The organism is Acidiluteibacter ferrifornacis (genome assembly GCF_009909615.1).
GTDB classification, from domain to species: Bacteria; Bacteroidota; Bacteroidia; order Flavobacteriales_E; family Vicingaceae; genus Acidiluteibacter; species Acidiluteibacter ferrifornacis.
This window is the reverse complement of sequence record NZ_WWNE01000008.1, coordinates 14,832-27,176: the sequence shown is the minus strand read 5'-3', so window position 1 is coordinate 27,176 and position 12,345 is coordinate 14,832. Positions and strand designations below refer to the sequence as shown.

Sequence of the window (12,345 nt, the reverse complement as noted above, 5' to 3'; positions counted from 1 at the left end):
TTAAGCAATTAATGTTCTTCCAATACTGCTATAATAGTAACCCTGCTCTTTCATCTGCTCTAAGTCATATAAGTTCCGTCCATCGAATATAACTTTATTCTTTAATTTTTTGGCTAGTTTAGAGAAATCAGGTGTTCTAAATGCAGACCATTCGGTAGCGATCACTAATGCATCTGCCTCCTCTGCAGCGGCATACATGTTTAATGCGTAATTTATTTTATTGCCTAAAACCTTACTAACATTATCCATTGCTTCCGGATCATAAGCAGTTACTGTAGCACCTCTTTTTATTAATTCTTCAATGATATACAATGCTGGAGCCTCTCTAATGTCATCTGTGTCAGGCTTAAACGCTAACCCCCAAATGGCAATTTTTTTATTCTTTAAATCTCCGTTAAAATAGTCTTCAATTTTCGGAAGAATGGATGTTTTTTGTTCTTGATTAACTTTCATAACCGCATCTAAAATCTGGAATGGATAGCCCGCCTCAATTCCCGACTTACTTAATGCTTGAACATCCTTTGGAAAACAGCTACCACCATATCCAATTCCTGGAAATAAAAATCGCTTTCCAATTCTAGTATCTGAACCAATTCCGGCTCTTACCATATCAACATCAGCGCCTACTTTCTCACAGAAATTTGCAATTTCATTCATGAAAGTAATTTTAGTCGCTAAAAATGCATTAGCAGCATATTTTGTTAATTCAGCAGACTTCTCATCCATAAAAATTATTGGATTACCTTGACGCACGTAAGGCTTATATAACTCTTCCAATATCTTTCTAGCCCTAGGAGACTCTGTACCAATTACTACCCTATCTGGCTTTAAAAAATCGTCGACTGCGAAACCTTCCCTTAAAAACTCTGGGTTGGACACCACATCAAAATCAACTTTTGCATTAGCAGCTACTGCTGCATGTACTTTTTCAGCAGTCCCAACAGGCACAGTGCTTTTATCAATAATGACCTTATAATCTTCAATTATTTTACCCAACTGGTCTGCTACTCCTAACACATAAGACAAATCAGCAGATCCATCTTCTCCTGGAGGAGTCGGTAATGCTAAAAAAATGATTTGGGCCTTCTTTACTGCAGACTCTAGATCTGTGGTAAACTTTAATCGCTTCTGCTTGATGTTTCGCTCAAAAATAACATCTAAGTGGGGCTCGTAGATGGGCACAATTCCACTTTTCATTTTTTCAACTTTTGATGCGTCAATATCTACGCAAATCACATCATTTCCAGTTTCGGCTAAACAAGTACCTGTTACTAACCCTACATAACCGGTTCCTACTACTGCTATTTTCATAGAAAATATTTATTATTTGTTTATAAATTCTAACACCTTCTCGGTGATAAATGTCAATTGTTCCTTTGTTAATTCTGTATGCATTGGAAGAGACAACACCCTTTTACTTAAATCTTCGGAAACAGGAAAATCTCCATCATTATATCTGTCATCTTTGTATGCTTTTTGTAAATGCAACGGCACAGGATAGTAAATCATTGCAGGAATCCCATGATCCGACAAATATTGTTGCAAACCTGCCCTATCAACTCCATTTAATTTCAAGGTATACTGATGAAATACGTGTGTGGAATAGGGAGCTCGTGCGGGAGTCTCAATCTTATTAGTTCCAGCAAATGCTGCATCATAAAAATCTGCTGCCGCTCTTCTCGCAGCATTGTATTGATCCAGCTCAGGCAATTTTACTCCCAAAACTGCAGCTTGGATACTATCCAGTCTAGAGTTCACTCCTATTTCATCATGATAGTAGCGCACTTTCATGCCGTGGTTAACTACCATCCTAATCCTTTCAGCTAATTTATCATTATTCGTAAAAATAGCACCTCCATCGCCATAGCAACCCAAGTTTTTGGATGGAAAAAAAGAAGTACAACCTACTAAACCTATAGTGCCTGCCTTTTTAACAGTCCCATCCTTAAAGGTATAATCTGCACCTATTGCTTGAGCGTTATCTTCTATTACGAATAGACATTTCTCGTTGGCAATTTCCATCACTTCATCCATATTGGAACATTGTCCAAACAGATGAACTGGAACGATAGCTTTTGTTTTATCAGTAATTGCTGCTTTTAATGACTCTGCATTAATGGTATAAGTATCAGGATCCACATCAACCAGAACAGGCACCAATCCAAGAAGAGCAATAACCTCAGCCGTTGCCACAAAAGTAAAAGTCGTTGTAATTACCTCGTCACCAGGCTTTAAATCCAAAGCCATCATTGCTATTTGCAAGGCGTCCGTTCCGTTTGCACAAGGAATCACATGTTTTACATCTAAATATTGCTCTAATTCTTCTTGAAAGGACTTAACCTCAGGACCATTAATAAATGCAGCAGAGTTAATCACTTCAGCGATACGGGCATCCACTTTATCCTTAATTTTTTGGTATTGACCTTTTAGGTCAACCATTTGAATATCATTCATAAGATAATATAAAAAATTGCGTTGCGAAGATAGTTATTTTTGAGTGACCTTAGGCATTTAAAACAATTCGTAAATTCGCAGAATGAAAAAAATCATTTCTCCAATAAAGTCTTTTCTTTTATTAGCCTTTCTTGTGATAGCATGCCTTAAAGGAATTTCACAAGTAAATATGGACTCATTACTTGGGGTTCCATTTGTGAAACTCAACTTCGGCTATTTCGCCCCAGCAAACGATTTTGAAAAGAGATTTGGAAATACTGCATCTGTAGGAGGTGAAATTGGGTATAAAACAAAATCTAATTGGCAATTCTCTTTTAAAATGGATGCTAACTTTGGCAATACAGTAAAAGAGCCTTCCATACTAAATTTTTTAACCAATGGAGATGGAGATGTTACGACACAGGAGGGAATAATTACTTCAATTCTTGTTGAACAAAGAGGGTACAATTTTCACTTTATGACAGGTAAAATTTTTAATTTCAACGGAGCTAATAAAAACTCAGGCCTTTTAATTTCAGCTGGTATTGGTTTTCTCAGTCATCGAATAAATTTAGATTATCGGGATGGTAACGTATTGCAACTTACTGAAGAAATGGAAAAAGGCTATGACCGACTTTCAACAGGATTTTCCTTGAACCAGTTTATCGGTTATCAGTATTTTGGAAAAACTAGATTAATCAACTTCTTTGCAGGAATTGAGGGCATTCAGGCATTTACGAAAAATAGAAGAGGCTATAACTACGACACACAGAAAGTTGATACAAAAGAACGCTTCGACAGCATGTATGGTATTAAGGTAGGATGGATTATCCCATTCTATAAAAAAACTACCCAAGAATTTTATTATTACTAAACATCGATGAGGATAATTTATACCTTCAGCATCCTTATCTATCAATTTGCGATTAAACTCGTTGCTCCCATCAATAAAAAAGCAAAATTATGGTCAGTTGGTCGTGCTACTATTTTTGAAGATTTAGAAAAGAATGTTCCAAAGGACAAAAAGGTAATTTGGTTTCATTGTGCTTCTCTAGGTGAATTTGAGCAAGGACGTTCATTAATAGAAGCCTACAAAAAAGCTTATTCAGACGACTTTATTTTGCTCTCCTTCTTTTCTCCTTCGGGATATGAAATAAGAAAAAATTATATCCATGCAGATTATGTCTGCTATTTGCCTGCTGATACGAGCAATAATGCCAACCGTTTTATAAAGACCGTAAACCCTTCCTTAGCATTCTTTGTGAAATATGAGTTTTGGTTTAACTATCTCAACGAACTGAAAAAATCAAATACTTCTACTTTTTTGGTATCTGGGATATTTAGGCCACAACAACATTTCTTTAAATGGTATGGCGGGTGGTTTAGAAAACAGCTAAGCTCTTTCGAACATTTTTTCATACAAAATCAGACGTCCTTAGATTTACTTCAATCCATTAATTACCATAACTACACCTTGACTGGCGACACAAGGTTTGACCGAGTGATAGATGTGGTCAAATCTTCCAAGCCACTGCATGATATTTCTGCTTTTGTAAACGATCAACCAACTATTGTAGCAGGAAGCACTTGGCTTGAAGATGAAAAAGTAATTGCTCCCTATGTGCAACAAAATACTATCAAATTAATCATTGCTCCTCATGAAGTAAATCCTTCAAGGATAAAATCACTACAGCATATTTTTGGTTCTGATGCTACTTTATATTCTACCATGGATGTGTCTAAAAACATCCTTATCATAGATACCATTGGATTACTCTCTTCCCTTTATGCATATGGCTCTTGGGCTTATATTGGAGGAGGATTTGGCACGGGGATTCACAACACCTTAGAAGCTGCTAGCTATGGCATTCCAGTCGTTTTTGGGCCCAATTTTGATAAATTTCAAGAGGCCAAAGATTTGATTGACATCGAGGCGGCTAGAAGCATTTCTAATGCCAAAGAATTTCAAATCACTGCGGATACTCTTTTTAAAAATAATACCGATCGTATCCAGAAAGGAAAGAAAGCCAAAGAATACGTCTTTAGTCAAGGAGGAGCTACCCAAAAAATTCTCGATTATCTGTCCAAAAAGGATGCTTAAGCTCCAAACGAAGGTACAAGTTAAGCAATCATTTAATTCGTTTTACATTTTCATTAACTAATAATTATCAAAGGTTAACAGTTTATTTCTTTTTCGCTCAAGCGTCCATTAAAGTGATTATTGGGTGTAGATTTAAAAGAAAAAAACAGTGCCTATGCCAGCAAGTGCCAAATCTCCGAAAACTACTACTAAAAAAACTACCCCCACCAAGTCTCAAAAAAAAGCCAAAATTTATGTCTTAGACACATCCGTGATTATACACGATCACAACTCCATTCATAATTTCGAAGACAATGATGTCGTTATTCCAATCACCGTTTTAGAAGAATTAGACAATTTTAAAAAAGGGAACGACTCCAAAAATTATGAAGCAAGAGAGTTTACAAGAATCATCGATCGATTGAGTGCTAACCACACTCTTCAGGAATGGATTCCTTTGGCTGAAAACAAAAAATCTAAGTTTAAGATAGTGCTTGCCAACAAAAATTACCTTGTTGATGCCGAAAAGGTTTTTGGAGATAAAAAAGCAGATCATAAAATATTAAATACTGCATTAAGTCTTCAGGAAACCGAAAAGGGTAGGAAAATAATATTAGTGACCAAAGACATCAACCTTCGATTAAAAGCTAAAGCATTAAATATAATTGCTGAAGACTATGAAACCGGAAAAGTAAAGGACTTAGGAAGTGTTTTCAGTGGCAAGATGCTCATCAACAATCTTGACCATGAAATAATTAAAAATATATACGAAAAAGGCTTTTTAGAGGATTATTCTTTCATGCAAAAAGAGATTATCAACAACCATTTTTACATTCTAAAAAATGGTAAAGCCAGTTCACTCGCGTTCTACAATCCAGTACTAGATCGAATAGAACGCGTAGAAAAGGAAAATGCTTTTGGAATAAAACCAAAAAATGCAGAACAAGCATTTGCGCTTCATGCCATTTTAAATCCGGACATCAAATTGGTTACACTTCAAGGAGTGGCTGGAACCGGAAAAACACTCTTAGCACTGGCAGGTGCAATAGAACAAAAAAGGAATTTTAAGCAGATCATTTTAGCGCGCCCAATTGTACCATTGAGCAATAAAGATTTGGGCTTCTTACCAGGAGACATTAAAGACAAAATTGGTCCATACATGGAACCATTATTTGACAACTTAAAGTACATCAAGAACCAGTTTGACGAAGCAGACAAGCGATACAAACAAATCACTGAAATGCAAAGCAGTGAAAAAATCATCATTACTCCTCTTGCTTACATTCGAGGCAGAAGCCTCTCTGATGTTATCTTTATAGTAGATGAGGCTCAAAACTTAACGCCACATGAAGTCAAAACAATTATCACAAGAGCTGGAGAAAACACCAAGATCATCTTTACAGGCGATGTACATCAAATTGACACCCCATACTTGGACGAACAAAGTAATGGTTTGAGTTATTTAGTAGATCGATTAAAAGGAAACAAACTATTCGCTCACATCACACTAGAAAAAGGAGAGCGATCAGAACTAGCAAACATTGCCAACGAATTGCTGTAAAAAAAAGGAGGAATGCCTTTTTAGGCATTCCTCCTTATCCGTATTAACTAACTAACAATCTAATTCTAACTAACTAGTGAACGACGCGTTTAACAACACTTGTCCTTCTTCATCTCTTACTAATAGTTGAGCGCAATTCATCCGTGCTAGTTCTTTCGCAACTAACAATGCTTTTGCAAAACTGTGAATCACTTTAGAGAACGAAAAGGTTCGTTCATAAAATATCGCCCAACCACCAGCGTGGGGAAACAATTGCATTCTATTTTCTGTAATGTTCATATCAGTACGTTTTAATTCAATTGAAGTGGTTAAAAATTGTGCCAACATTCTGTACTAAAAGTTACTTCTTCAAGCTGTAAACTAGTGTAACAAATTATTCACACTTTATTTCTAAAAATCCTCACCTATCTTGAATTGATGAGGAAGAAAACACACTTATTCCCTAGACACCAAAAACGGCATAAATGTTTCTTTAGTCTTTTAAAAAAATTAAAAAATATGAAACGCTTCTATTTACTTCACTTAATTCTCTTTAATTTATTCTTATCAACCAGCACATTAGATGCTCAATCCAATCATGTAGCTAGACTAACGGCAGCAGAAGTACCTGACGATGCCATTGAAAGTTTTGAAGCTTCTTATCCAGAAGGAAAACTAATTCAGTGGTGGAGAATTGACAAAAATTATCAAGCTGAATTTGCATTAAACGGAGAGACACACAAAGTTTTGATAAACGAAAAAGGAGGAATCTTAGAACGAAGAAAAAAACTCGCTTGGCCGGATGAACTTCCGAAGAAAATAGTGAAAGGATTTAAAAAGACAGAATATAAATTTTGGAAAGTAGAAGAGGCTTATGAAGCGGAGAGCACTGGAGAAGATTTGTTTTACGAAATAAAAGTAACGAATGATGATCGGTTTCAAATGATTTACTTTCAACCAAACGGGGACCTAGAAACTAAATCAATGAGTACATACTAGAATAATAGGTAAGCGATTTTTTTGTTCTTTTGGCTTGAACCAAAATGAACCAAAAGTTCAAGGCTTTGAGTAATTCACTTCAATTTGTCTCCTACAGCCTAAGACATTCGTCGGATCTCCTCAGTTCTTCGGAGCTAGACGAATTTACTAAGGCTCTACTTCGAAAACCTCGAGAATCACTCAAGGCCAATCGCACAAATTAATCTTAATTAAAAAATGAACATTTGTTATCGCTTAGAAATTTTAGTCATATTGAGCATTTTCATATTAGAGCCCTCCAAAGTTTTGAAAACCTAAGAGGTGTTACGCTTATTTAGCTACCACCACTTTCTCCGTACTCACCCCGTTCTCTGAAATGACTTTTAGAAAGTAAATGCCATTTTTTAAGCCATTGACAGCAATAGAATTGACCTTGTGATTAACCGATTGCACGACCTTGCCTTGTAAAAATTTGTCCATTGATGGCATAAACTCGGAGCATTTTTACTCCTTCTATTTGCTCTACGTCCAATGTGATTTCTATAGCAGTCTTAGCCGGGTTAGGTATTAGGCTAAAGGCAACTTTGCTTCATTTGAGTTTGATTGTACTGAATCACTTGTTGGTACCACAAGGCAGACGACTTTATGGTTCTATTCAGAGTTTTGTAATCTACATGAACTATACCGAATCGTGGCCGATAACCTTCCGACCATTCAAAATTATCGAGCAACGACCAAACGAAATATCCTGAAACTTTCAAATTTTCTAAGTGAGCTCTTTTTAATTGTTTTAAATTTTGGGCGATGTAACTGATTCGGTTGGAATCATAGATTTTATCATTCTGAATCTCGTCATCAAAAGCAGCACCATTTTCTGTCACAATCACTTGCTTTACCCCATCGTAAGCCGAAAACTTTTTCGCCATTGCATACAGCGATTTGGGATACACTTCCCACCCCATTTCTGTTGTGGGAACATTTCGCTTTTTAGATTCAACTAACTTCGCACCGATATAAGGAGTAAATCGTGAAAATTTGATTATTTCTCGCGTATAATTCTGAATACCTACAAAATCAAAGTCAAATTTCATTCGTGCCTCATCATCGTGTCGCATATATTTTTCTATCCTTTTCAAAAATGGAAGTTCCTTTAATGGGTACCCCATTCCTAAAGAGGGCTCGATAAAAAGTCTGTTGGTCAACGCATCTACACGTTTTGCTGCACGAATATCTTTCTCGTTATCTGGCCTAAAGGGTTCAATCAAACTACATGAAAAAGTGGTTCCCACTATACTGTCTGGACGTAAATCTTTAATTATATTCCCACTAACTGCTTGTGCCAATACTGCATGATGAACCGCTGGAACAAAATTTTTCAACCCCCTTTTACCAGGTGCGTGTATGCCCAAAAAATATCCAGCTCCCGTAAAAACCATTGGCTCATTTAGCACCATCCATCGTTTCACACGATCTCCAAAATGAGCAACACAAAAAGCAGTATACTCAAAAAACCAGTCAACGATTCGTCTATTTGTCCACCCTCCTCTCAACTCAATATTGTGTGGCAAATCCCAATGATATAAAGTCACCCAAGGTTCAATTTCCAATTCCAGACACCGATCTATTAATCGGTTGTAAAAATCAACGCCCTTTTGGTTGATGTGCCCATATCCTTCAGGATAAATTCTTGACCATGAAATAGAAAATCTAAAATTGGGTATCCCAAGTGCTTTGATGGTTTGCAAGTCTTCTTCATACTTATGATAAAAATCGCATGCTATTTTAGCATTATCCCTATTGGAAATATTTTTTTTGTTCTCGGTGAACTTATCCCATATAGAGGGCCCTTTTCCATATTGATCATGTGCTCCTTCTATCTGAAAAGCAGAAGTTGACACCCCCCAATGGAAGTCGTCGCGAAATTGAAATTCTTCCATTATTATGCGCCTACTTTAAATTGATCCGTTTGAATAAAATTCAAGTAAGAATCCCTTTTAAAGAATTCATTTTCAAAAATGGAATCGACTATTTCTTTGGTTTGATTCGGATAATTTACTTCCACAAAATCGTCTGTCATAATCCATTTTAATATAGCGGGAATGTGTTTTTTCCGTAATTCTTTAATAACGGGCACTCCCATTAACTTTAAGGCCTCAGCATTGCATTGTTGCTCATACTGTGCTTTCATCGGAATTACCATCAATTTCTTTTTTAAAAATAAAGCTTCTGATGGAGTTCCAAATCCTGCTGCACACAATACCCCTGTACAAGAAGCCATACTTTTTAGAAACGCCTCATTGTTGATGGGCTGAACATGTATATTCTCATTTTGGTAAGTTGACTTACCGTGTTTAGTGAAAACTTGAAATTGGACATCCGTAACTAGTTTCAACTTCTTGATAATTCGTTCATCATCATAGGCCGGCAAATAAACAGTATAATGACCCAAATTGGAGACCTTTAAGTCTCTGACTTCTTGACGAACAATTGGGGTATAAATATTATCCGAATAACTTTGAAAATGAAAACCATAAGTAGCCGTTGTTGGTGCATAATTATTCAACATGAATTTCCCCAAAGTATCTTCTTTTTTAGGTTTAGGGGCATTGGGAGACAATACCGCACATTGATTACTTAAGCTAATACAAGACTTCTTTTTAAAATGCGCAGCCCAAGCTGAAATTGGCTCAAAATCGTTTATTATTATATCGTATTGTTCAATGGGTAAACTCTTGACTTCAGCAATAAAACGATTTACATGATTTTTCATGTACGTATTTAGGTAATCTATTCCTCCCTTTTTCCCGAAAACAAAACTCATTCCTTTGAATACGTATTTCACCTCATAAGGCAATGGAATATCAGATTGTATTCCACTCACTAAAAGGTCCAACTCCCCCTTTTCTTTCAAGTAAGGGATAATTTCCTTTGCCCTGCTCAAATGGCCATTTCCAGTTCCTTGTATCGCATATAATATTTTCATTTGCTAACTTTTTGTCAATTCCATCAATTTGAATTCTGCCACCAACTTAGCAAACAGCTCTTTATTATTGTATTCCTGATCCGGTGTTATTTGAAAATGATCGTCTGTATAATGCGCATCGTCATATTTATAGATACTCCACGCCTTGTTATTGAACTCCAATGCTGTTAGATTTTCTATCCAGTCTCCAGAGTTTAAATACAACACTTCTCCTTCTTCATTTTTGATTAGTCTCATTTCTGGTTGATGAATGTGCCCACAAACCACAAAATCGTAATTATTGGAAATAGCAATATCTGCGGCTACGGTTTCAAAGTCATTTATGAATTTCACCGCTCCTTTTACGCTATTTTTAATTCGCTTCGACAAAGAAATTTTTCCTTTCCCTAATTTCATTGAGATATGATTCACTAATCGATTGATTAATATCAACAAATCGTATCCATTTGCTCCAAGTTTAGCTAACCACTTACTATGCTGCATCGTGACATCAAATACATCACCATGAAAGAACCAAGCTTTTTTACCATTCAATTTCAATACTACCTTATTGACAATTTTCAAGCTTCCCATTTCAAAACCTACAAACTTTCGGAGCATTTCATCGTGGTTCCCAGTTACATAATACACCTTAACTCCTTTGGTAGCCCAGTTCGCAATTTGCTTAATTACCTGCATATGCGCTTTAGGAAAATAACTTTTTTTAAATTGCCATATGTCCACTATATCCCCATTCAAAATTACCTTTTGAGGGTCTATGCTTTTCATATACTTCAGCAACTCCTTTGCATGACAACCTCGAGTTCCGAGGTGGATATCTGATAACACTACTAGATCTATAGAACGTTTTAAATTGGATTGACTCATACCACTTGAGGATTAATGTTATCCATCGACTTTTTATGCCTCATTGGCTGATGAAACAATCCGGCCCACCTTTTACGAAAAAATCGGATTACTAACAATTGATATATTTCAATTAAATAATTCATAATTAGAGTTTTAATTAATTTTTATTAAAGACTTAATCTCTATTTTATGGTGTACTAATTTCAACCCATTATCTTATCTCTATATATTCTCAATCTTAGTATTGGATTATGTTTTTCTAATCAATATGAACTAGCTATTAATTTAACCTTTCTTAAATGTAATATGAACATATTTTCATATTTTTGTATTTAGAATTATGAAATCAAAAGAAACAGAAATTTCAATCGAAAAAATGGAGAAAATAGCTGACATTTTAAAAGCTATTGCTCATCCTGTACGTCTAGAAATTTTAAAAATGATGAATAATTCAGAAGCTCTTAACGTTGCTCAAATAATGGAATTAACAGGACTTGAGCAATCATTAATTTCTCATCACCTAATAAAAATGAAGGATAAGGGTGTACTGAAGTCGGTAAGAAATGGTAGAAACATTAATTACAGTTTAGTAGATCCATCTATTCTTAGATTATTTGACTGTATTAAAAACTGCAACTTTATTTAAAATGATAAAAAAAGGAACCAAGGCCTATAGTATCCTTCATCGAAAATGCCCCCATTGTCATGAGGGTGAATTTTACGAAGATAAAAACCCATACAATTTATCGACTATGTCGCCGGTACTTAAAAGGTGTCCCGTTTGCGACCGTAGTCTGCATATGGAAACTGGCTTTTATTTTGGAGCTATGTATGTAGCCTATTCCATTGGAGTAGCAGTAATGATAACAGTTTGGGTAGCCACATTAATTTTAGGATTAGATTTAAGTTATTGGACCATCGTTTTCGTCATTGCAGGAATTCTAATTCTTTTCTCTCCATTCATTTATGCCATTTCAAAAATCATTTGGGCCAACTTATTTTTTAGCTATAAAGGTGTAGAAAAAACGGCCGAAGAACTTCAAAAATAAAACAAATATGAAAAGAATCATTTTATTCTCATTTCTTTCCATCAGCTTAATAAGCTGTTCAAACGGACAAGAGCCACAACAACAAAGGCAAGAAAGCTTAAAGCAAGGAACAGTCTCTGAAGTAATTAACTGCAACAGTTTTCTTTCTAAAATGGATGACCCATCCACTATTCAAGTGATTGATGTGAGAACTCCTACAGAGTTTAACAGCGGGCACATAGAGCATGCGAAGAACATCAATATTAACGATGCTCAATTTGAAGCCCAAATCGCTGCACTGGATAAATCAAAACCTGTTTTGGTTTATTGTGCCGTTGGAGGACGAAGTGCGAGGGCCGCTAATTTTATAAAATCTCAAGGATTTCCTGCAGTTTACGATTTGGATGGTGGCATAGGCGCATGGAATAAAGAAGGATTACCAATTGTAAAATGA

At 35.7% G+C, this 12,345-nt stretch carries 15 protein-coding genes; 7 read left to right on the top strand and 8 right to left on the bottom strand.

All coding sequences use genetic code 11. The features are described 5' to 3' along the window. Nucleotides 1-1,311 (bottom strand): UDP-glucose dehydrogenase family protein, encoded by a 1,311-nt coding sequence (locus tag GQN54_RS10580; RefSeq protein ID WP_160633522.1) that lies wholly within the window; start codon nt 1,309-1,311, stop codon nt 1-3. A gap of 12 nt (nt 1,312-1,323) precedes the next feature. Continuing rightward, a complete protein-coding gene (locus tag GQN54_RS10575) occupies nt 1,324-2,454 on the bottom strand; it encodes a DegT/DnrJ/EryC1/StrS family aminotransferase (RefSeq protein ID WP_160633521.1) in 1,131 nt (376 codons plus the stop codon). An 82-nt stretch (nt 2,455-2,536) separates the two neighbouring features. Here GQN54_RS10575 and GQN54_RS10570 point away from each other — a divergent pair, with 82 nt between their 5' ends. The 3 genes from GQN54_RS10570 to GQN54_RS10560 all read left to right on the top strand — a co-directional run bounded on the left by GQN54_RS10570 (nt 2,537) and on the right by GQN54_RS10560 (nt 6,074). Next, entirely contained in the window at nt 2,537-3,307 is a 771-nt protein-coding gene (locus GQN54_RS10570; RefSeq protein ID WP_160633520.1) for a hypothetical protein, read from the top strand. 6 nt (nt 3,308-3,313) lie between these two features. Further along, nucleotides 3,314-4,534, top strand: coding sequence for a 3-deoxy-D-manno-octulosonic acid transferase (locus GQN54_RS10565; protein WP_160633519.1), 1,221 nt, complete (start codon nt 3,314-3,316; stop codon nt 4,532-4,534). Nucleotides 4,535-4,688: 154 nt separating this feature from the next. Next, entirely contained in the window at nt 4,689-6,074 is a 1,386-nt protein-coding gene (locus GQN54_RS10560) for a PhoH family protein (RefSeq protein WP_160633518.1), read from the top strand. Between the two features lie 69 nt (nt 6,075-6,143). Here GQN54_RS10560 and GQN54_RS10555 read toward each other — a convergent pair whose 3' ends face one another. Further along, a complete protein-coding gene (locus GQN54_RS10555; protein ID WP_160633517.1) occupies nt 6,144-6,353 on the bottom strand; it encodes a hypothetical protein in 210 nt (69 codons plus the stop codon). A gap of 219 nt (nt 6,354-6,572) precedes the next feature. On the opposite strand from GQN54_RS10555, the gene GQN54_RS10550 reads away from it, so the two are divergent. Continuing rightward, nucleotides 6,573-7,052: a PepSY-like domain-containing protein gene (locus GQN54_RS10550; RefSeq protein WP_160633516.1), complete on the top strand. Its 480-nt coding sequence runs from the start codon at nt 6,573-6,575 to the stop codon at nt 7,050-7,052. 309 nt (nt 7,053-7,361) lie between these two features. On the opposite strand, the gene GQN54_RS10545 is transcribed toward GQN54_RS10550, so the two are convergent. The 5 genes from GQN54_RS10545 to GQN54_RS15530 form a co-directional block, all read right to left on the bottom strand. After that, on the bottom strand, nt 7,362-7,511 hold the full coding sequence (locus tag GQN54_RS10545) for a T9SS type A sorting domain-containing protein (RefSeq protein WP_160633515.1): 150 nt from the start codon (nt 7,509-7,511) through the stop codon (nt 7,362-7,364). 92 nt (nt 7,512-7,603) lie between these two features. Beyond that, nucleotides 7,604-8,968, bottom strand: coding sequence for a GH1 family beta-glucosidase (locus tag GQN54_RS10540; RefSeq protein ID WP_207554879.1), 1,365 nt, complete (start codon nt 8,966-8,968; stop codon nt 7,604-7,606). Between the two features lie 2 nt (nt 8,969-8,970). After that, nucleotides 8,971-10,014, bottom strand: coding sequence for a glycosyltransferase family protein (locus tag GQN54_RS10535; protein ID WP_160633514.1), 1,044 nt, complete (start codon nt 10,012-10,014; stop codon nt 8,971-8,973). Nucleotides 10,015-10,017: 3 nt separating this feature from the next. After that, nucleotides 10,018-10,881, bottom strand: a complete 864-nt coding sequence (locus GQN54_RS10530; RefSeq protein ID WP_160633513.1) for a UDP-2,3-diacylglucosamine diphosphatase — start codon at nt 10,879-10,881, stop codon at nt 10,018-10,020. Beyond that, nucleotides 10,878-11,006 (bottom strand): hypothetical protein, encoded by a 129-nt coding sequence (locus tag GQN54_RS15530; protein WP_262885870.1) that lies wholly within the window; start codon nt 11,004-11,006, stop codon nt 10,878-10,880. The genes GQN54_RS10530 and GQN54_RS15530 overlap by 4 nt, the downstream gene beginning before the upstream one ends. A 197-nt stretch (nt 11,007-11,203) precedes the next feature. Between GQN54_RS15530 and GQN54_RS10525 the strand changes: the two genes are divergently transcribed. The 3 genes from GQN54_RS10525 to GQN54_RS10515 are packed head-to-tail and all read left to right on the top strand — an operon-like array spanning nt 11,204 to nt 12,345. Continuing rightward, on the top strand, nt 11,204-11,509 hold the full coding sequence (locus tag GQN54_RS10525; RefSeq protein ID WP_160633512.1) for an ArsR/SmtB family transcription factor: 306 nt from the start codon (nt 11,204-11,206) through the stop codon (nt 11,507-11,509). A gap of 1 nt (nt 11,510) precedes the next feature. Continuing rightward, a complete protein-coding gene (locus GQN54_RS10520; protein WP_160633511.1) occupies nt 11,511-11,912 on the top strand; it encodes a DUF983 domain-containing protein in 402 nt (133 codons plus the stop codon). 7 nt (nt 11,913-11,919) lie between these two features. Then, nucleotides 11,920-12,345, top strand: coding sequence for a rhodanese-like domain-containing protein (locus tag GQN54_RS10515; protein ID WP_160633510.1), 426 nt, complete (start codon nt 11,920-11,922; stop codon nt 12,343-12,345).